Origin of the sequence: Anaerococcus obesiensis ph10, from assembly GCF_000311745.1 — a bacterium.
Taxonomy (GTDB): domain Bacteria; phylum Bacillota; class Clostridia; order Tissierellales; family Peptoniphilaceae; genus Anaerococcus; species Anaerococcus vaginalis.
In genome coordinates this window covers 1-20,353 of record NZ_HE978533.1, presented here as the reverse complement: position 1 = coordinate 20,353, position 20,353 = coordinate 1, and the positions used below count along the sequence as shown (strand labels likewise).

At 29.7% G+C, this 20,353-nt stretch carries 18 protein-coding genes and 2 pseudogenes; 15 read left to right on the top strand and 5 right to left on the bottom strand.

The window, feature by feature from the left end:
- The first annotated feature begins 46 nt into the window (after positions 1-46).
- From HGAG_RS09355 to HGAG_RS09335, 5 genes and pseudogenes are all read left to right on the top strand, one after another.
- The gene (locus HGAG_RS09355; protein WP_019118892.1) at positions 47-541 is read left to right on the top strand and encodes an SH3 domain-containing protein; all 495 of its coding nucleotides are present in this window, start codon (positions 47-49) and stop codon (positions 539-541) included.
- A gap of 91 nt (positions 542-632) precedes the next feature.
- Positions 633-1,010: a GntR family transcriptional regulator gene (locus HGAG_RS09350; RefSeq protein ID WP_004839873.1), complete on the top strand. Its 378-nt coding sequence runs from the start codon at positions 633-635 to the stop codon at positions 1,008-1,010.
- A pseudogene (locus HGAG_RS10975) lies at positions 1,003-1,870 on the top strand (ABC transporter ATP-binding protein). The gene HGAG_RS09350 and the pseudogene HGAG_RS10975 overlap by 8 nt, the downstream one beginning before the upstream one ends.
- Positions 1,851-2,483, top strand: a complete 633-nt coding sequence (locus HGAG_RS09340) for an ABC-2 transporter permease (RefSeq protein ID WP_019118891.1) — start codon at positions 1,851-1,853, stop codon at positions 2,481-2,483. The pseudogene HGAG_RS10975 and the gene HGAG_RS09340 overlap by 20 nt, the downstream one beginning before the upstream one ends.
- Before the next feature lie 180 nt (positions 2,484-2,663).
- Positions 2,664-3,614, top strand: a complete 951-nt coding sequence (locus tag HGAG_RS09335) for a CorA family divalent cation transporter (RefSeq protein ID WP_019118890.1) — start codon at positions 2,664-2,666, stop codon at positions 3,612-3,614.
- A 279-nt stretch (positions 3,615-3,893) separates the two neighbouring features.
- On the opposite strand, the gene HGAG_RS09325 is transcribed toward HGAG_RS09335, so the two are convergent.
- The 5 genes from HGAG_RS09325 to HGAG_RS09310 form a co-directional block, all read right to left on the bottom strand.
- Entirely contained in the window at positions 3,894-4,154 is a 261-nt protein-coding gene (locus HGAG_RS09325) for a hypothetical protein (protein WP_019118889.1), read from the bottom strand.
- Positions 4,155-4,163: 9 nt separating this feature from the next.
- The gene (locus tag HGAG_RS09320) at positions 4,164-5,270 is read right to left on the bottom strand and encodes a toxic anion resistance protein (RefSeq protein ID WP_019118888.1); all 1,107 of its coding nucleotides are present in this window, start codon (positions 5,268-5,270) and stop codon (positions 4,164-4,166) included.
- Entirely contained in the window at positions 5,263-5,643 is a 381-nt protein-coding gene (locus HGAG_RS12210; protein ID WP_341871717.1) for a 5-bromo-4-chloroindolyl phosphate hydrolysis family protein, read from the bottom strand. Before HGAG_RS12210 ends, HGAG_RS09320 begins: the two co-directional genes overlap by 8 nt.
- Before the next feature lie 89 nt (positions 5,644-5,732).
- A complete protein-coding gene (locus HGAG_RS12205; RefSeq protein ID WP_244263856.1) occupies positions 5,733-6,386 on the bottom strand; it encodes a hypothetical protein in 654 nt (217 codons plus the stop codon).
- Positions 6,387-6,499: 113 nt separating this feature from the next.
- On the bottom strand, positions 6,500-9,358 hold the full coding sequence (locus HGAG_RS09310) for an insulinase family protein (RefSeq protein ID WP_019118887.1): 2,859 nt from the start codon (positions 9,356-9,358) through the stop codon (positions 6,500-6,502).
- Positions 9,359-9,528: 170 nt separating this feature from the next.
- Between HGAG_RS09310 and HGAG_RS09305 the strand changes: the two genes are divergently transcribed.
- From HGAG_RS09305 to HGAG_RS09260, 10 genes and pseudogenes are all read left to right on the top strand, one after another.
- Positions 9,529-10,530, top strand: coding sequence for a PTS sugar transporter subunit IIB (locus tag HGAG_RS09305; protein WP_019118886.1), 1,002 nt, complete (start codon positions 9,529-9,531; stop codon positions 10,528-10,530).
- 9 nt (positions 10,531-10,539) lie between these two features.
- Positions 10,540-11,349, top strand: a complete 810-nt coding sequence (locus HGAG_RS09300) for a PTS mannose/fructose/sorbose transporter subunit IIC (protein WP_004839902.1) — start codon at positions 10,540-10,542, stop codon at positions 11,347-11,349.
- A gap of 8 nt (positions 11,350-11,357) precedes the next feature.
- A complete protein-coding gene (locus HGAG_RS09295) occupies positions 11,358-12,287 on the top strand; it encodes a PTS system mannose/fructose/sorbose family transporter subunit IID (protein WP_019118885.1) in 930 nt (309 codons plus the stop codon).
- A complete protein-coding gene (locus HGAG_RS09290) occupies positions 12,287-12,655 on the top strand; it encodes a DUF956 family protein (RefSeq protein ID WP_019118884.1) in 369 nt (122 codons plus the stop codon). The genes HGAG_RS09295 and HGAG_RS09290 overlap by 1 nt, the downstream gene beginning before the upstream one ends.
- Before the next feature lie 422 nt (positions 12,656-13,077).
- Positions 13,078-15,138, top strand: coding sequence for an elongation factor G (gene fusA / locus HGAG_RS09285; protein ID WP_019118883.1), 2,061 nt, complete (start codon positions 13,078-13,080; stop codon positions 15,136-15,138).
- A 27-nt stretch (positions 15,139-15,165) separates the two neighbouring features.
- Positions 15,166-17,157 (top strand): alpha-amylase family glycosyl hydrolase, encoded by a 1,992-nt coding sequence (locus HGAG_RS09280; protein WP_019118882.1) that lies wholly within the window; start codon positions 15,166-15,168, stop codon positions 17,155-17,157.
- Positions 17,157-17,675 (top strand): SGNH/GDSL hydrolase family protein, encoded by a 519-nt coding sequence (locus HGAG_RS09275; protein ID WP_019118881.1) that lies wholly within the window; start codon positions 17,157-17,159, stop codon positions 17,673-17,675. Before HGAG_RS09280 ends, HGAG_RS09275 begins: the two co-directional genes overlap by 1 nt.
- Complete coding sequence (locus tag HGAG_RS09270) at positions 17,668-18,543, top strand: mechanosensitive ion channel family protein (protein ID WP_019118880.1); 876 nt, start codon at positions 17,668-17,670, stop codon at positions 18,541-18,543. Before HGAG_RS09275 ends, HGAG_RS09270 begins: the two co-directional genes overlap by 8 nt.
- Positions 18,530-18,755, top strand: a pseudogene (locus tag HGAG_RS10965) (DUF951 domain-containing protein). Before HGAG_RS09270 ends, HGAG_RS10965 begins: the two are co-directional and overlap by 14 nt.
- A 19-nt stretch (positions 18,756-18,774) precedes the next feature.
- A complete protein-coding gene (locus HGAG_RS09260; RefSeq protein WP_019118878.1) occupies positions 18,775-20,094 on the top strand; it encodes a glutathionylspermidine synthase family protein in 1,320 nt (439 codons plus the stop codon).
- Positions 20,095-20,353 lie beyond the last annotated feature (259 nt).

Genomic DNA, 20,353 nt, shown 5'->3' with positions numbered 1-20,353 from the left:
TGCCCAAATTTCGGGAATAATAACAACGGATAATTAAGGAGGAAAAATGAAAAAGAAAATTTTATTAATATTAGCCTTGAGCTTAACACTTTCAGCATGTTCAAAAGAAGAATATGTATCCCAAAGACATCCAGAAGAAAGCCAAATATCAAATAAAGTTTCAACAGAAGTAACCTTCAAAAAGAAAAACGAAACAAACGAAAATTCTTCTTCAAATAATCTTGCAAGTCTAAAAAATCTTGATGAAAAAAATAAATCAAACGAAACAGAAGACAAAAAAGAAACAAAAGAAGAAAAGAAAGATAAGAAAAATAAAAAAGAAAAAGATAAAGATAAAGAGCCAAAACAAGCTTATGGAATATTCACAGTAAAAGATATTTCAAATATAAGAAGACAAACAAACACAGATTCAGAAATTGTAGCAACAATCCAACCCGGAACACAAATAGAAAGATCAGAAATAGTAGGCGAATGGTCAAAAGTAAGCTATGGAGAATACCAAGGCTATATTTTGACAGAGCTTTTAGATGATATTCAATAAAAATTAGCTTGGTTTTAACCAAGCTTTTTTTATTTGTATATCTTGACACTTTTCAACTGTTAAGGTACACTATGAACAGTAGGAGGAATAAATGGATATTAAGATCAAATACTCGAGTAAAGATCCCATATATTTACAAATCAAAAATCAAATAAGAGACGCAATTTTAAATGATAAGATAGAAAAGGATAAGCCTCTTCCTTCTATTAGACTTTTGGCAAAAGAGCTTAGAGTTAGTGTAGCTACAACGAAAAGGGCTTATGATGAACTTGAAAAAGATGGACTTATTAATTCTGTTCCAGGAAAGGGAAATTTTGTAAAAGATCAAAATCCAGAATTAATCAGGGAAAAATTTTCTATAAAAATTGAAGATCATCTAAAAGAAATTATCAAATTGTCTAAACTTGCAGGAATTTCAAAAAAAGAAATTATTTCTCTTATGGATATATTGGAGGAAGAAGATGGATGATATATTAAAAATAAAAGGTCTAAAAAAATCTTTGAATGATTTTTATCTTGGACCTTTGGATTTAAATATCAAAAGAGGATCTATTGTAGGATATATTGGAGAAAATGGAGCTGGAAAATCTACTACAATCAAATTGATTTTGGGCGATATGAAAAAAGATTCTGGTGAAATTTATATTTTCGGCAAAAAAATTGAAGATTTGACTGAGGATGAGAAGAAAAAAAATCGCCTTTGTTTTTGAAGATTTTTTCTTTCCCCAAGAGTTAAATATTAAAGAAGTTGAAAAATTTCACTCCATGTATTATGGAAATTTTTGGGAAAAAGAAACTTTTAATAAGCTTTTAAAAAGATTTAAGCTTCCAGAAAAAAAGAAAATTTCTACTTTTTCTAGAGGAATGAAGATGAAATTGTCTTTGATTTTGGCATTAAGCCACAAGGCAGAGCTTTTGATTTTGGATGAGGCGACAAGTGGGCTTGATCCTGTGGCAAGGGATGATATTTTGGATATACTTTTAGAATTTATCCAAGATGAAAACAAAAGCATTATGATTTCATCCCATATTTTGTCAGATTTAGAAAAAATTGCAGATGAAATTGCCTTTTTACATAGGGGAAAGCTAATTTTTGTTGAGAATAAGGATAAATTAAAGGAAGATTATGGCCTAGTTTCTCTTTCAAAAGAAGAATTTGAAAGTATTGATAAAAATTCCATAATTGCAGTAAGAGATTATAAATTTGGAAAAGAATGTTTGGTCAAAAAAGAATTAATTCCTCAAAATCTTGAAGTAGAAAATGTGAGTATAGAGGAAATTATGGTTTATATGATAAAGGAGAAATACAATGAAAGCCTTGATATATAAAGATTTGATTTCAATAAAAAACGCTTTGCTTTTACAATTTGTAATAATAATTGCTTTGGGTATTTATTTTTACAAAGAAAATCAACTGGTTTTGATTCCCTTATTTTTTATTCTAATTCCAATAATACTTTTGGGAATGGTCTTTGGAATCGACAACCAATATTCAACAAATAAATATTTGATTTCAAGTGGAATTTCTAGGAAAAAAATTGTATTTTCAAGATATGCCATAATTTGGTTTATGTCTATTTTTGCAATGGCCTTGTCATTTCTTGTAGGATTTAATAAAAACCCACTTACAAAAGAAATTCCCTTAATTTTGCTTATATCATCCCTATTTTTTGTAACAAGTATAGTTGGAGTAGTTGAACTTCCATTAATGTATAAATTTGGGGCAGAAAAAGCAAGACTGGTTTTTGTAATTTTATATTTTGTAGTATTTGCATTTTTCTCAACAATTTCATCAAATAAAGAATGGATTTTAGAATATGTAAATAAGGGCTTAACAATGGATAAAACACTTTTATCCTTAATAATTTTTGTCATAACAATAATAGTCCACTCAATTTCGGTTTTTATTTCCATAAAAATTTTTGAAAATAAAGAACTATAATATGTTTATAAAAATAAGAATCTTTTTTAGACGTTTGTAAAAAATCGTTGAATAAAGGATTCTTATTTTTTATTTTTAAAAATAATATCTATAAATTAAGCTTTAAATCGTTGAAATTTTATCGATAATTCATATAGTCATAATGTAAAAGAAAAGTTTCCCGATTTTAAGGAGAAAAAAATGGATTATATTTATAAATTTGACACGGATAATGGTTTTGAACAAACCGATATTTCTAGTTTTTATGATGTTATAGAAGATGATGATTTTTATTTGATGTATTTGGGCAAGGCTAGTTTTATTGATTTTGCAAAAACTTATAATTTGGATGATGCTATAATTGATTTGCTCTTGTCAGATACAGCCAAAAAATCTTATATGGCAGTGGAAGATAATTATACATTTGCAATTTTAGAATTATTAGACATTATGGGAAATCTTGAAACTTCAGATCTTATAGGATTTTATATAGAAAACAACAGACTTATAATTGTTGACTTGTATGACAGAGACCAATCGACAACAGAGGCATTTAGGAAGATGCTAACAAAGAAATTTTCAGCAAGATCTCCTGGAAGGCTTTTGAAATATTTTATTACAGCTCTGGTAAACAACCACACAAGAATATTTGATCAAATAAAAAATTCAACAGCAGCTGTGGAAGATGCGATAATAAAAAATAAAAAAAACAGAGATAGCATAGGAATAATTTCTGACAATAGGCATAAGGCTCTAAATTTGTATGCATCATACGAAAGACTTCTAGATACCTTGGAAGTTTTAATGGAAAATGAAAATGAAATTTTTGATGATGACGATATAAAACATTTAAAATCGGTTTTATTTAGGGTGGAAAGATATTCTTCAAATATTTCCTACCTAAGCGGATATATTACAAATGTTAAAGATTCCTACACATCAAAAATGGACCTTTCTATGAATAACACCATGAAAGTTTTGACAGTTGTAACGACAATTTTTACACCAATCACGATAATAACTGGTTGGTATGGGATGAATTTTGAAAATATGCCAGAATTAAAATGGAATTTTGGCTACATTTATGTTATTGGAATTTCTTTGATTAGTGTAATTTTAGTATATATATTATTTAGGAGATTTGATAGGTGAAAATAAAAAAAACCATATTTATAAATGAAGGTGAAGAGATAGAGTTAAAGTATATGGTTTATTTAAAGATAAAGTAATAAAAGAGATCTCTCGACTAGGCTTGAGATGGGTTAGTTTTTTATTTATTTTAATTTCTAAAGGATTAATTTTATTCAACTCCTTAATTTTTAAATGATTAACTTTTTTTATTCAACAAAAAAAGGCAGAAAAATAACCTGAACTCCTTTGTCTTTATTTCTGATTTTGGGGTTAGGTCATCTTCATGCCTTTTTATATTTTTTATCCTTTTAAACCATCTGCTTGTCTTTGCATATTTTCTACTACTACGTCAAAAATATCTCCGATTGATTGGGCGTATTCTAATATTTCCCATGGTTTATTTGTGTGGAAGTGGATTTTTATCAAATCTTCATCTCCTACTGCAAGTAGGCTATCTCCTTCGAAATTTTCTGTTATATGATCGAAAATTTCGTCTTCGTCTAAATTTTCCCCTGCTATTAAAAGCTGGGTGTCAAATTTGAATTCTATTTTTTCTGCCATTTTTTTCTCCTAACTATTTTTCAATAAATTTCTTTTTAATTCTTCTTCAAGACGGCCAAGTTCGTTTTTGGCGTCTTCTCTGTTTTTCTTTCCTTCGATTTGGATTGTCCTTACTTCATCAATCGCCTCGATTAGTCTATCGTTTGTGTATTTTATTGTATCAAGGTCTATTATACCGCGTTCGGTTGCTCTTGCTGTGTCTATTGTATTTTGTTTTAATTTGTCGGCATTTGATTTTAACAAGTCATTGGTAAGATTTGTCACGGCTTCTTGGGCACGTATTGCTTGTTCGGTGTGGCTCATGCCAAGGGCTAAAACCATTTGATTTTTCCAAAGAGGAATTGTATTTACAATTGTTGTTTGGATTTTTTCTGCCATAATTGAGTTTGATGATTGTACCATCCTAATTTGTGGTGCCATTTGCATTGAAACCATTCTTGTTAAATCTAAATCGTGCAATTTTTTTTCGAACCTGTTTGCTTGGGCTTTTATGTCATTTGCTTTTTGGGCATCCATTGGAAGATTTGAAATTCTTGCTGTATTTTCAAGAGCTGGTATATCTTTTTCAAAAGTTCTTTTGAGTTTTCTATTTCCAGCCTCTATATACATAGAAAGTTCTTTGTAATAATCCTCGTTTAATTCGTACATTTGATCAAGCAGAGAAATATCTTTTAAAAGTCTTATTTGATGGTTGTCCAAGGCTTTGGCGATTTCGTCTATATTTTTTTCGGTTGATTGGTATTTTAATTTCATATTTTCAAGCTTTGATTTTTGCTTTTTAAAAAATCCAAACATACCACCATCGTCTTGGTCCATTGACTTGATTTCTGAAACAACCTTATCCAAAAGTCCTCCAATTTCTCCAAGCTCTTTGTTTTTTACTGTGTTTAAGGTTTTTTCTGAGAAATTTGAAATCTTTTTTTGAGCTCCAACCCCGTATTGGAGAATTATATTTGAATCTTCTAGGTCAATTTTTTGGGAAAAATCGTCAATTTGTTTTTCTTCTTCTGGAGAAAATTTTATTGACTGATCTATTTGGATTTTTTCCTTATATTGGGCTGGTTTTAATTCGACCTCTTCATTTTCTCCGTCTAATCTTAATTTAATATCACTCATCTTTGCTCCAATCTTTTTCTAAATATCCTTCTTGGTTTAACAAAATTTTCATTGTATCAATGTCTGTTTTTATATCCATTGTCCTGTCTTCCATTAGCTCTAATTGGATTTTTTCAAAGGCTTCATTGATTATTTCTATGGAAGATTCTATTTCTGCAAGTGAATTTTTAATTTTTGAATCGTTTGATTCCATAATTTCGTATTCTGTGTAAGCATCAATTAATTTTACAGTTGTTGGCAAATAATATTCTATAAATTTGTCCAAAACATAAGCTTTTTCTGGGTATCTTTTAATAATGTTTGTAATATTTTCAATTGTTTTTTTGATTTCTATTACTTTTTCAAGAAAATTTCTATTTTTAATTCTTGAAATATCAAGATTTATGGAAGTAATTTCTTTGCTTGAAATTCTTATTATTTCTTCAGCTTTATCCTTGTTTGTTTTTGTGCTTGCATCTTGGGCTATTTTTTATTTTCTTCGTGTGATAAATTTGGCATTTGATTTTTTTGATTTTTATATAATTTAAAAGTTGGAATATCTAACAAAAATAATGAATTATTTTCTACAATTCTTGCTTGTTTAAAATATCCTTTATTCATCATATACATAAGCTCTTTTATGGTATCTTCTTCTGATTTTTGAACTGATGATGCCAAATCTCTTATTGGAATTACGGTGTTATGTCCAAGCTCTCTTAAAAATCTTGTGTAATCTTTTGAAATCATATCCAATTGTTGAGATTTTTTAAAAGTAAAAAATCCAGATATTGAAAACAAAGCTGTTAAAAATAGATTTTTAAAAAAATCATAGGAAAATCCGTCAAAAAATAAAACTATTAGCATAGAAAATGCAAATAGAAAAGAAATTACCATTGCTGTTTTAAGTAAGCCAGCTTTAGTTTTTTCTGGAAGTTTTTGGGCGCAAACTTGAGGATTTTTAGTTTGGATTGCGGGTTTTCTAACTTGATTTCCGTTTATAAAATTCATTGTTTTATCAATAAATATATCAAGACTTGTCTTGACCTTTTCACTTATATCAGAAAAATCCATATCGGAAATAGCTTTGTTTAGACTATTTTCTAAAGATTTTTCGTTTTCTTTATCATAATTTGTCATATTCACTCCTTAGTAAAATTATACCAGAAAGATTCAATATATAAAAACTATCTTAATATTTATTTAATATGAAATAGCAAAAATTAAATAAATTAATAATAAAATCAGGATATTTAAGAATCTAAATCTATTATTTTATCAAAATAATTTTCATTTTCCCTTAATTTTTCCCTATTTCCAAAAACTGTAAGATTGTTTTTATCCAAAATATTTCTGTAATCATCTTTCAAATTAATTATATCATCTAAGTTAGCATTTTTTATATCAAGAAGTTTTTCTTCAAGCTCCTTATAAGAAAATCCTTGTAAATATCTTATAAAATCCAAAGATCCCTTGGCTTGAAGAGATTGAGGTTTTAAATATGAACCCATTTTTGAAATTTTTTGGTTTTTCAAATCATTTGAATCAATTTTTAAATCCTCTAAAATTTGAGGGATTTTTTTATAATTTTCTACAGTGTTTTTTATGTGAGGGTCCCTGTAAGAATATGTTCCAATATTTCCGTACTTATCAACCATAAGACCTGCTCCATAGGCTCCTCCTTTTGCACGAATCAAATCATGAAGGTAAGGGTTAGAAATAATTGATGAGGAAAGAGCCAAAAGATTTAATTTATTGTCAGAAAATTCTTCTAAATCTCCTCCCACAGACACATAATTTACATTTGCATCAGACAAAATTGCTTCTTTATAATAGGACTTATGAAAATCTATTTGAGCTTTTTCTTTTTTTATCTTTTCAAGGTCTGAAAATTCTTTCTTTACATAAGCCTTAACTTTTTTATAATCTTCATTTGATCCTGTGATATTTATTAAAAGATTTTTTGAAAAAATTTCTTTATACAAATCTTCTGATTTTTCCTTAAATTTATGGAAATCTTCTTCTATATCTTTGGAAATTTTCTTTATAAATTCATAGTATCCAAAGCCATTTAGCTCATCTTTGATATATGAAAGTTTATCAAAATGTGAAAATGAACGGGTAAGGGCAAGGCTATGACCAGAATCATACATATTCATTTCAAATAAAGCTTTAATTTGTTTTAAAATATCATTAATTCTTTTTTCATTATCAAAAACAGACTCATTCATTATTTCTTTTACAATTTCTAAGGATTTTTCGTACCTATCTATAGTAGTTTTAAAGGAAATTTTTAAATAATTATTAATTTCTCCGTCCTTGTTTTTTATATTTTGGATTGTAAAATTAAGCCCTGCCATATTTATTGGAATTAAATCATCCAAATTTTGGTAAGAATGTTTTTTTGTATCAATTGAGCCCAAAAAGTCTGAAATCAGGCAAAGATATTTGAGATTTTCAAGGTTAAGGTGGTTTATATCAAAGAAAAATTCATTATAAATCATCCCTGCGCTATCAAGGTTGTGGTAGATAAATTTGAAATCATCATCTTCGATTTGTCTTGGAACTTTTTCAATATCAAGGTCAACATCTTTAATTTCAAGGGCTGGGATGGTAGCCTTATCTTCTTTTAAATCTTCTTTTTCTTGGAAGGCTTTTAATTTTTCTTCCTTTTCCTTTAATTTATCAATCTGATCTTTTGATAAGGAATTTTTCAAATTTTCCAAATCTTGGTCGATTTTTTCTTCAATATTTTTAAAATAATCCTTATTTGGTTTTGCCACAAGAACTAGTTTAGTCTTGTTATTTATAAAATATTTCCCAACTTGTTTTTCAAAATAATCAGTTTCAATCAAAGCTCCCAATTCGTTTATATAGTCAATCAAATTTAGGCTATCAAAAATTTCATTGTCCAAATTGTGCATGAGTATATATTCAATGCCCTTTGATGCTGAATTCATTTGCTCTCTTTGGGAAAAATCAAAAATAGCGTGGGCAGCTTTTAGGGAATCTTTTGGAATATGGTGGGCATATTTTTCAAGCTCTTCTTCGATGATTTTTACAAACTTATTTAAGTTTTCAACTGATGTGCCTTGGGCTGTAATTTGAATGGAAGATCTTTCTCCGTAGCCAGTCCTTGCATAAAAACTTTCAGGAGAAATTTCCTTATAAATTCTTTGAGAAATTTCTGATGAATCTGAATTAAAAAGGGCGATTGATAAAATAGCATTTGCCAATTGTTCTTTTATATCAGATCTTTTATTAGTTAAAAATGAATAGGTTAGGTATGATTTATTTTTATCTTCATTATTTGATTGATAAGAAGTAAAAATTGGTTTTTGGTAATAATTTTCAACGACCTTACAATCTGCAATAATTTCATTTTTCTCATAATGGGACAAATATTCTTCATCAAGATTTTTTAAATATTTTTCAATATCCATATCTCCATAATAAAAAATTTCAGCGCTTGATGGGTGGTAAAATCTTTTATAAAAATCCAAAAATTCTTCGTATGATAATTTTGAAATATCGTAGGTATTTCCTCCTGAAACATATTCATAGCAGGAATTTTTGTAAAGATATTTATTTATTTCATTTACAATAATAGTATCTGGATTTGTAGTTGCCCCTTTCATTTCGTTGTAAACAACGCCCGATACAGAAAATTTTCCATTCTCATCAATTTTTATAGATTTTCCCTCTTGTAAGAAAATTTCTTCTTTACCTAAAACTTTTGGATTAAAAACTGCATCCAAATAAACATCTTGGAGGTTAAAAAAATCCTTATCGTTTTCGCTTGCAACAGGATAAACAGTTTTATCAGGATAGGTCATTGCATTTAAAAAAGTTTGAAGACTTGATGCAATCATATCCATAAAAGGCTCTTTGGTTCTATATTTTTTTGAACCATTTAAAACAGAATGTTCCAAAATGTGAGAAATCCCCTTGGAAGATTCTGGTGGCGTTTTAAAAGCAATTGCAAAAGTTTTGTTTTTGTCATCGGTTTTTATATAATTAATTCTTGCTCCAGATTTTTTGTGTTCATACAAAAAAACATCCAGACCAAGTTTTTCAAATTTTTTATTTTTTATTAAAAAATATTTTTCCATTAATAAATCCTTTCTTTATATTTATTACTACAACTATACTCTTAAATAAATTTCATCTCATTAATAGGAAAAAATTAATTTTTAAAAAAATATTTAAAAAATTTTTTGATATAGTGTAAAATAAAAATAGGTTTATTTAATAAATCAATTTAATTTAAGGAGGGAAGTAAATGATAGGTATTATACTGGCAAGTCACGGCGAATTTGCTCAAGGTATAAGACAATCTGGGGAAATGATTTTTGGAGAACAAGAAAAATTAGAAACAGCAGTTCTCTTACCTTCAATGGGTCCTGATGATTTAAGAAAAGATCTTGAAGAAAAAATCAAAAAACTTGATTGTGAAGAAATTCTTTTCTTAGTTGACCTTTGGGGTGGAACACCTTTTAATCAAGTTTCAGCTCTAATGGATGGAAATGAAGAAAAGTGGGCAGTTCTTACCGGACTTAATTTACCCATGCTAATTGAGGCACTTGGCTCAAGACTTATGGAAGAAAAATCACATGATCTTGCAAGAGTTTTATTAGAGCCTGCCAAAGAAGGAGTAAAAACTAAACCAGAATCCTTGATGGACGATTACAATAAATCTAATGCAAAAGATGATTCAAAAGAAAATCTTCCAAAACATACTGGAACAATTCCAGAAGGAACAGTAATTGGAGATGGAAAAATTGACGTTGTTCTTGCAAGGATTGATACAAGATTACTTCATGGACAAGTTGCTACAAGTTGGACAAAATCTACAAATCCAACAAGAATTATTGTCGTAAGTGACAATGTAAGTGAAGATGCTTTGCGTAAGTCAATGATAATGGAGGCTGCTCCTCCAGGAGTTAAGGCTCACGTTGTGCCAATTTGGAAAATGGCAGAAATTTTTGAAGATCCACGTTTTGGAGATACAAGAGCAATGCTATTATTTGAAACACCACAAGATGCTTTAGCTCTTATCGAAAAAGGCGCAGATTTAAAAGAAATAAATCTTGGCTCTATGGCTCACTCACAAGGAAAGGCTTATGTAACTTCTACCGTTTCTATGGGAAAAGAAGATGTTGAAACTTTTGAAAAATTACTTGATAAAGGAATAAAAATCGATGTAAGAAAAGTTCCAGCAAATCAGCCTGAAAACTTTACAAATATTATGAAAAAAGCAAAATCAGAACTTGGTTTGGCTTAAGGAGGAATTATGTCAGCAATTAGTATTATTTTAATTGTTATAGTTGCTCTACTTGCGGGTATGGAAGGAATCTTAGACCAATTTCAATTCCATCAACCAATCGTTGCTTGTACTTTGATTGGACTTGTAAGTGGACATTTAAAAGAAGGAATTATGCTTGGCGGTGCTCTTCAAATGATTGCTCTTGGTTGGGCAAATGTTGGAGCAGCAGTAGCTCCGGATGCGGCTTTGGCATCAGTTGCAAGTGCTATTATCATGGTTTTAGCTCTACAAGATGGCTCAGGAAATGTAGATAATGCAATAAATACATCAATAGCTGTTGCTATACCACTTTCAGTAGCAGGTCTATTTTTGACAATGATAGCAAGAACTTTATCAATTCCAATAGTTCACGGAATGGATGCAGCAGCAGAAGAAGGAAATTTCAGAAAAATTGAAGTTCTTCATATTCTAGCAGTTTTGATGCAAGGATTAAGAATTGCAGTTCCTGCAGCAGCACTTTGTTTTGTTTCACCAAAAGTTGTAACAGGCGTTTTAAATTCTATGCCAGGTTGGTTAACTCATGGTATGGAAGTAGGTGGAGGAATGGTTGCAGCAGTAGGTTATGCGATGGTAATTAATATGATGAGTACAAAAGAAACATGGCCATTTTTTGCTATTGGTTTTGCAGTTGCAGCAATCCCACAACTAACTCTAATCGGACTTGGTGTAGTAGGATTTTCACTTGCACTTATCTATTTAAAACTTAAAGAATCATCTTCATCAAATGGATCAGCTAATACTGGAGATCCACTTGGCGATATTATAAATGATTATTAGGAGGAAATATGACTGAAGTAAATGAAAAAAGAATAGAATTATCAAGATCTGATAGGATAAAAGTATTTAATCGTCATCAACTCCTACAAGGTTCTTGGAATTATGAACGTATGCAAAACGGTGGCTGGTGTTATTCAATAATTCCTGCTATCAAAAAATTATATAAAACAGATGAAGAAAGAAAATCTGCTTTAAAAAGACACTTAGAGTTTTATAATACTCACCCATATCTTTCAAGCCCAGTAATGGGAGTTACTCTTGCTATGGAAGAAGAAAAAGCAAATGGAGCTCCTATTGAAGATAAAACAATAAACTCTGTTAAAGTAGGAATGATGGGACCTTTGGCAGGTGTTGGTGATCCAGTTTTCTGGTTTACAGCAAGACCAATACTTGGAGCTCTTGGTGCATCAATGGCTTTAACAGGAAATATTATTGGACCAATAATATTTTTTGTATTTTGGAATATTATAAGAATGGCATTTGAGTGGAAAACTCAAGAATTTGGTTACAAAGTAGGAAATGAAATTACAAAAGATTTATCTGGTGGACTTTTAGGAAAAGTAAACTTGGTTGCATCAATTGTTGGTATGTTTATAGTTGGTGCTTTGGTACAAAGATGGGTAAATGTAACATTTACTGTAAACGTATCAGAAGTAACTCAACAAGCAGGATCATTTATTGATTGGAATTCTTTATCAACAGGTAGCAAGGGACTTCAAGAAGCCTTTAAACTTTACGATCAATTAGGCTCAGCTGGACTTGATCAAGTTAAAGTTACAACCTTACAAGATAACTTAAACCAATTAATACCAGGACTTGTTCCAATGTTATTAACACTTGGAATTTGTAAATTATTAAAGAAAAATGTATCTCCAATTATTATAATAGTTGCTTTATTTATAATAGGAATAATAGCATCTGTACTTGGAATCATGTAATGGTTCAAAGTCAAAATAAAAATGTAGACTTATCTATTAAGGGAAGATGCCTTAATGGATTTACCTCTGATGGAAATATAATGGTAGGCGATAAGGCCTTTGAATTTTATAATGAAAAAAATGTAGAAGATTATATACAAATTCCTTACAAGGAAATTTCCTTTGTGAGTGCGTCAGTTTTATTTGGCAAAAAAATAAATAGATTTGCGATTCATACAAAAGAAAGTGGCAATTTTGTTTTTACAACAAAGGATAATAAAAAAACTTTGAGAGCTTTAAATAATTATATTGAGTCAAATAAGTTGAGAAGGTCTCTATCATTTTTTGAGGTAATAAAAAGAGGTATTAAAAATTTAATTAAAAAATAGACTTGGATTTTTTCTAAGTCAGATCGTAAACAAATCCTCAAGCACGAATATCTGACTCCAAAAATTGTTGATTTCTAAATTTCAAAATTCTAAAATCGCAAACTCAAGCTACGCTTTCGAACAGTGCGATTTCTTGACGAATTTTGAAATTTGAAATCAAATCAATTTTTTACGTATGATATTCTTAGCATGAGGATTTGTATACTTTTGAAACGGTCTGGCTTGGATTTTTTCTAAGTCTTTTTTTATTGTAATTTGATATTTTAATAATAAGTTTACCTTTGTTTTTAACAATGAAAATATTTGCAAAAACAAATTATTTAATTTTTATAAAAAATTTTTAGTTAATTTAATAAATTGGGTATATAAATATACATAGAATGAAAAAATGTTTTCATCGACAAAACGGAGGTTATTTTATTATGAAAGATTATAAAACAAACAAATTAAGGAATTTAGCTTTAGTAGGGCATTCAGGAGCAGGAAAAACTTCCTTGACTGAATCTTTGCTATATTTTACAAAGGCTATTAACAGGGTTGGAAAAGTAGCGGATGGTAATACTGTATCTGACTATGAAAAACAAGAAATTAAAAGAAAAATTTCAATCCAAACCTCAATAATTCCTGTTGAATATAAGGACTACAAGGTAAACTTTATCGATGCTCCTGGATTTTTTGATTTTGAAGGAGAAGTATTAAATGCTCTTAGAGCAAGTGAGTCAGCTTTGTTTGTAATTGATGGAGAAAATGGAATCGAAGTAGGAACTGAAAAATATTGGAAATATACAGAAAATATTTCTTTGCCAAGAATTATTTTTGTAAATAAATTGGATAAAGAAAATGCCAAATTCAATCAAGTAGTTAGTGACCTACACATAGATTTCTCCAAAAAAATAATCCCACTAACCTTAACCCTTGGTGAAGGCGAAAATTTTGAAGGTTTGATCGATGTTATAGATAAAAAAGCTTTTAAATATGTTGATGGCAAGATAGAAGAGGTTGACATACCTGAAATCAGAGTTGAAGAAGTAAATGCTGTTTATGAAGAAATTCAAGAAGTTGTTGCTGAAAGTGATGACGAGTTAATGGATAAATATTTTTCAGGCGAAAGTTTTACTGAAGAAGAATTTAAAGAAGGTTTTAGAAAGGCGATTATAAATGGTAATGCTGTTCCTTTAGTTGCTGGTAGCTTGGAGAAAAATATTGGTCTTGATTTGTTGATGGATGTTATTACAAAATATATGCCATCTCCTGATCACAAGGCTGCAAATATTGGATTTAGAGTTACTGATGATTATGAAGAATTTGAAGTTAGCGAAGATAGTCCTTTTTCTGCTGTTGTATTTAAAACAATTGCTGATCCATTTTTGGGTAAGATTTCAATATTTAAGGTTTTATCTGGAGCTATTAAAAAAGATCAAAATTTCTATGATATAAGTAAGGACAAGGAATTAAAGGCTTCAAATATTTTCTATTTAAGAGGAAAAGAACAATTTAAAGCGGAAAAAATTGTTGCTGGAGATATTGGAGCATTTTCTAAACAGGATATTCTTCAAACTGGAGATTCTTTATGCACAAAAGAAAGTCCTATAGAATATAAGAAAATTAAATATCCAAGACCGGTTTTATATTATGCAATTGAGGCTGAAAGTAAAAATGATGAGGATAAAATCTCAGCTGCTTTGAAAAAATTATCAGAAGAAGATCCTACTTTTGAAGATAGAAGAGATGCTGAAACCCACCAAGAAGTTTTGGCAGGACTTGGTAATGTTCAACTTGAAGTTTTGATGGATAAATTAAAAGAAAATTATTCTGTTAATACAAAAATTGTTGATTTAAAAATCCCTTACAGAGAAACTATCAAGGGGAAATCTGATGTTCAAGGTAAACACAAAAAACAATCTGGTGGTGCAGGTCAATATGGAGATGTATTTATTAGATTTGAACCATGCGATGAAGAATTTGTTTTTGATGAGGAAGTATTTGGTGGAGCAGTTCCTAAAAATTATTTCCCTGCTGTAGAAAAGGGACTTCGTGATTCTATGGATGAAGGTCCTCTTGCAGGATATAAGGTTGTTGGAATAAAAGCTACTTTGTATGATGGCTCTTACCACCCAGTAGATTCAAACGAACAAGCCTTCAAATCAGCTGCAAGACTTGCTTTCAAAAAAGGAATTGTTGAAGCAAAACCAATTTTGCTTGAGCCTATAATGAAACTTGAAATTAAAGTTGATGAGAAGTACATGGGCGATGTAATGGGAGATATGAACAAAAGACGTGGAAAGATTTTGGGCATGGAACCACAAGAAGACGGCTCACAAATCATTTCAGCTCTTGCACCAGAAAGTGAAGTTTTAAAATATTCAATAGATTTAAGATCAATGACACAGGCTCGTGGATCATTCTCAATGGAATTTGATAAATATGAAGAAGTTCCAAAAGAAATAACAGAAAAAATTATTGAGGAAAATAAAAAAGAATAAAAAAATAGTATAGAAAAGGGGCAAATAATGAAAGATTGGAAGATTTTGGAAATTGATCCTTGGATCAAGGATTATAAAAATGATATAAATCTGAGAATGGATGAATATGAAAAACAAAAGGCTAGACTTTTGAAAAAAGGCGAAAAATTAAAAGATTTTGCCAATGCCCACAATTATTATGGCTTTCACAAGGTAAAAACTGGATGGATTTATAGGGAATGGGCTCCAAACGCCAAGGGACTTTATCTAATTGGAGATTTTAACAATTGGGATAGACATTCCCATCCTCTAAAGAAAATTAATGACGAAGATTGGGAGATTTTTGTTAAAGGAATTAGGACTATTCCACACAAATCCAGAGTGAAAGTTATGGTTGACTATGGAGAAAGCATCCAAGATAGGATTCCTCTTTTTGCAAGAAGGGTTGAAAGAGATGAAAATTTAGATTTTTCTGCAATTGTAGAAAATCCTAGGAAAAAATTTAAATGGACAGATGATAAATTTAAAATTAAAAACCACGATCTTCTAATCTATGAAGCCCATATTGGTATGGCTTGTGAAAGAGAAGGTGTTGGAACTTACAAAGAATTTGAAAAAAATATTTTGCCTAGAATTAAAAAAGAAGGCTACAATACAGTCCAACTTATGGCTATAGCTGAACATCCATATTATGGATCTTTTGGCTACCAAGTTTCAAATTTCTTCGCTCCTTCTTCTTGGTATGGAGAAAATGATGATTTAAAATCTTTAATAAATACTGCCCACGAAATGGGTTTAAATGTGATAATGGATTTGGTTCATTCCCATGCTGTAAAAAATACTATTGAGGGGATAAATCTTTTCGATGGAACAGACTACCAATTTTTCCATGAAGGCGATGAGGGAAATCATCCTGATTGGGATTCTAAATTATTTGATTATCACAAACCTGGAGTATGCCATTTTCTTCTTTCAAATATAAAATATTGGCTAGAAGAATACCACTTTGATGGTTTTAGATTTGATGGAGTAACTTCAATGATTTACAAAAATCACGGAAGAGGGGAAAGTTTTGACAACTATTCAAAATATTTTTCTATGAATACTGACATCGAAGCTATAAACTACCTTCAACTTGCCAATGAACTTATAAGAGAAGTTAAGAAAAATGCCATAACAATTGCTGAAGATATGTCAGCTATGCCTGGAATGTGCCTACCAATTAAAGATGGAGGAATTGGTTTTGACTATAGACTTTCTATGGGTATGCCAGATTTTTGGGAAAAGGCCCTAGAAAAACGAGATGAAGATTGGGACATGGGAAAAATGTGGTACGAGCTTTCAACTTCTAGACCATCCGAAGCTAGAATTTCTTATGTAGAAAGCCACGACCAAGCTCTTGTCGGTTCAAAAACTACGATTTTTAGACTTGCAGATTCTTCCATGTATTGGGATATGGAAAAAACAACCCACAATATCATAATTGATAGGGCGATTGCTCTTCACAAAATGATAAGATGGATTACTATATCTATGGGCGCTGAATCTTATTTGAATTTTATGGGAAATGAATTTGGCCATCCTGAATGGATAGATTTTCCAAGAGAAGGCAATAATTATTCTTTCCATTACGCAAGGCGTCTTTGGTCTTTGGCTGACAATGACCTATTAAAATACGATTGGCTTTTGAAATGGGATGAAAAAATGATTGACCAAATCAAAAAAAATAAGCAATTAGGAAATGATATTTTTAGGCTATGGCTTGATAATGATAGGAAAGTTATTGCCTACAGAAATGGGGATATAGTTTATATTTTCAATTTCCACCCACAAAATTCCTATGATTCTTTCCAAGTGCCAATCCACGATAAGGGAAAATTTAAAGTGATTTTGGATACTGACGATGAAAAATTTGGTGGACTTGGAAGAATTTCAAAAGATTTTATTTATGAATCCAAAAATTTAGAAAATACTGACTACGATGGAATTGAAATTTATATTCCATCAAGAACGGCCCTTGCCCTAAAGAAGGTAAAATAATGAGAATACTTGCTCTTGGAGATTCCTTTACCCAAGGTTATCTTGTAGAATGCAATAATTACACCCGCTTTTTAACTAAGGCGGGTTTTGAAATTATAAATTTTGGAATAAACGGTTCTACAAGCTCTGATATGGTTAAAAGGTATGAAAAAATCAAAAATAAATACAAAAATGTAGATTATCTGATAATATTTGGTGGCTCAAATGACTTTTTGAATGGGCAAAGTGTGAATCTTGCATATTCAAATGTCAAAAGTATATTAAATTTATCTACTGCCAGAAAAAATATTATAATTATACCGCCTTTAATAGAGGAGGAAGACTCTTATCCGATTTATGGATATGTAAATGAAAAAATAAATGAATTTGCAAAAAAACTTTTGGACTTTGATTGTTTGAAAGTTGATTCGAGAAAAATCAAGCCATATTATCTTGATGGTTTGCACATGGGGAAAATTTTTCACGAAAAGCTTGCTTGTGAAATTTTAAAAATTATAGAGGATGATATAAATGAATGAATTAGAAGATATTGAAAATATTGATAAGATGGTTGCAAAGAGCTCTCTTTTACCAGATTTTATGCGAAATAAAATTACTATAAATATTATTTCTGTCCTAATTGTTTTGTTATTGTGTTTTATTACATTAAAATTAGTTCATAAAATAATAAGAAAATTTTTTGAAAGAAACAAAAGCAAAGCAAAAAGAAATACAGCAAAACTTGAAACCCTATCAAGGATTTTTTATTCTATAATTAGGATACTTATAATTTTTATTGCCATAACTATGATTTTGGATATTTTTGGAGTAAACACATCAAGTCTTATAGCTACAGCAGGAATTGGTGGTATCGCCATAGCTCTTGGTGCTCAAACTCTTATTGCAGATTTTGTAAAGGGAGTTTTGATAATATTTGATGACAAGATAAGAGTTGGCGAATGGGTTTCATGCTCTGGAGTTGAGGGAACTGTCGAAGAGGTTAATCTTAGAATCACAAAAATCAGAGATTATAACGGATCCCTTCACATTATTCCAAATTCAAATATAACAAATGTCCAAAATTTTGATAGGGGAGCTCAAAAAAGTGAGGCATATTTTTGCGTATCTAATGATACAAAGCTTGATGAAGTAAAAGCGATGATAAAAAGCGTATCTCAACAAATAAAAACAACGCCAAAATACAAAAATGCTTTTGTAGAAGATTTGAGCTTTTTTGAAATACACGAATTTAAGGATTTCTCCTACACAGTAAGGGTGACATCCTTGGTAAAAGCAGGAATGCAATGGGAGATTTCAAGAAAAGTAAGAGAACTTATAAAAGAAGAGATGGAAAAAAGAAAAATAAAAAGTAGCTTATTAGAAGAGGAAATTTATGAAAAAATATAAATTAAACGATATAGTTAGCCTAAAAAAAATCTCATCCGTGCGGAGAAAATAAATGGAAAATCGAAAGAATGGGTGCAGATATGAAGTTAAGATGTTTGGGTTGTGATAAGTTAGTTTGGCTAAAAAGAACAGATTTCGACAAAAGAATTAGGAAAATTCAAGATAAAAACGGGAAATTTGTATCGATAGTAAATTACAATCCAGAAGATTAGAGGAGAAAAAAAGGAATTAATGATAAACGACAAAATAAAAGAAGATTATATAAAAATAATAAACGAAGATTATAAAGATTATAGAAAAGATTACAAAAATTTGCTAGAAAAAAGAAAAGAATATGGAGCGACCTACAAGGAAGAAGTTCTACCTACCTTGTATGATGCGTATTTTTACGACAAAAAAGATTTCAAACTCTATGATGAAATGATAAATATTTTTATGTCTATAGTAGAAAAAGTCACAAAAGAATACCTAGAAAATGAAAATTACAGAAAATTATTCGACCTAGATCCTTTGACAGAAAAATTAATCCTAAAAGATCCAGGCTATGACATTTCAACACCAATAGCGAGATTTGACGTAATGTATGATGGCAAAAAAGACTATAAATTTTGCGAGCTAAACACAGACGGCTCATCAGCTATGCTAGAAGATAAGTCCTTGGCAGATTTGATGAAAGATTCCAAAGCTATAAAAAAACTAGAAGAAAAATATCAAATAAATCATATAAACCTACTAGAAAGTTTGGTAGATTCAATAGAAGATTTATATTTTTCAATAAAAGGCAAAAAAGAAAAAATAAACATAGCCATAGTCGACATAATAGAATTTGATAACATAGAATTTGAAACAATAAAAAAACTATTCCAAAAAAGAGGCCACAATTGCAAAATTGCAAACCTAAAAGATTTAGAAAGAAAAAATAATGGCCTATATATAGAAGATATGAAAATCGACTTAGTCTATAGAAGACTTGTCACAAGCGATTTAATAGAAAACAAAGAATTAGGAAAAAATTTAATAGATGCCTATTTAAATGACGAAATAATAAGCATAGGCTCATTTAGGTCAACACTTTTTTACACAAAAGATATATTTAGAATCCTAAGGCTAGAAGAAAGTCAAAAGATTCTATCAGAAAAAGAAAATGAATTTATAAAAAATCACATACCATATACAGAAAAATTAAATTACGAAAAAGACAAAGAAAAATTGGTAGCAAACAAGGACAAATATATACTAAAACCAATCCAAGGCTACGCATCACACGGAATCTACGTAGGAAAAGAACACACAAAAAAAGAATTTGAAAAAATCTTAGAAGAAATAAAAAATAAAAATTACATTTACCAAGAATATTACACAGTAAATCCTATGAAATTTATAAAAATGGAAAAAGAAAAAGCAAGTTTAGAAAACTTTTCATACGTAACAGGCCTATTTGCCTACAATAAAAAATTCATAGCACCATACATGAGAATAGGAAACGCAGCAATGATAAGTTCAGCAAGAGAATATTACGTAGTAAGTTCCCTAAAAATAAAAGAGAAATAAATTAATAAAAAAATATTTGACAATAGAAAAAAATAATAATATACTAATATAGCTGTTAAACGACAGCTATATTTTTTTATCACGTTTAAAAAAGCAAGAAAAAAAAGTCTTGACAATAAAAATAAACGCGATATAATAAAAAAGTCGACATCAAAAAAAGCAGTCGAGAAAAGTAAAAAAAGATAAAAAAATCAATAAAAAAACTTGACAAGCTAAAAAAAAGATGGTAGACTAAAATAGTCAGTTAAAACTGGCGGAT

Coding starts and splice junctions, on each gene's coding strand:
- HGAG_RS09275 (WP_019118881.1), top strand. CDS start 17,157: ATGAGAATACTTGCTCTTGGAGATTCCTTTACCCAAGGTTATCTTGTA.
- HGAG_RS09340 (WP_019118891.1), top strand. CDS start 1,851: ATGAAAGCCTTGATATATAAAGATTTGATTTCAATAAAAAACGCTTTG.
- HGAG_RS09260 (WP_019118878.1), top strand. CDS start 18,775: ATGATAAACGACAAAATAAAAGAAGATTATATAAAAATAATAAACGAA.
- HGAG_RS09320 (WP_019118888.1), bottom strand. CDS start 5,270: ATGAGTGATATTAAATTAAGATTAGACGGAGAAAATGAAGAGGTCGAA.
- HGAG_RS12205 (WP_244263856.1), bottom strand. CDS start 6,386: ATGACAAATTATGATAAAGAAAACGAAAAATCTTTAGAAAATAGTCTA.
- HGAG_RS09305 (WP_019118886.1), top strand. CDS start 9,529: ATGATAGGTATTATACTGGCAAGTCACGGCGAATTTGCTCAAGGTATA.
- HGAG_RS09355 (WP_019118892.1), top strand. CDS start 47: ATGAAAAAGAAAATTTTATTAATATTAGCCTTGAGCTTAACACTTTCA.
- HGAG_RS09310 (WP_019118887.1), bottom strand. CDS start 9,358: ATGGAAAAATATTTTTTAATAAAAAATAAAAAATTTGAAAAACTTGGT.
- HGAG_RS09300 (WP_004839902.1), top strand. CDS start 10,540: ATGTCAGCAATTAGTATTATTTTAATTGTTATAGTTGCTCTACTTGCG.
- HGAG_RS09325 (WP_019118889.1), bottom strand. CDS start 4,154: ATGGCAGAAAAAATAGAATTCAAATTTGACACCCAGCTTTTAATAGCA.
- HGAG_RS09350 (WP_004839873.1), top strand. CDS start 633: ATGGATATTAAGATCAAATACTCGAGTAAAGATCCCATATATTTACAA.
- HGAG_RS09290 (WP_019118884.1), top strand. CDS start 12,287: ATGGTTCAAAGTCAAAATAAAAATGTAGACTTATCTATTAAGGGAAGA.
- HGAG_RS09295 (WP_019118885.1), top strand. CDS start 11,358: ATGACTGAAGTAAATGAAAAAAGAATAGAATTATCAAGATCTGATAGG.
- HGAG_RS09280 (WP_019118882.1), top strand. CDS start 15,166: ATGAAAGATTGGAAGATTTTGGAAATTGATCCTTGGATCAAGGATTAT.
- fusA (WP_019118883.1), top strand. CDS start 13,078: ATGAAAGATTATAAAACAAACAAATTAAGGAATTTAGCTTTAGTAGGG.
- HGAG_RS09270 (WP_019118880.1), top strand. CDS start 17,668: ATGAATGAATTAGAAGATATTGAAAATATTGATAAGATGGTTGCAAAG.
- HGAG_RS09335 (WP_019118890.1), top strand. CDS start 2,664: ATGGATTATATTTATAAATTTGACACGGATAATGGTTTTGAACAAACC.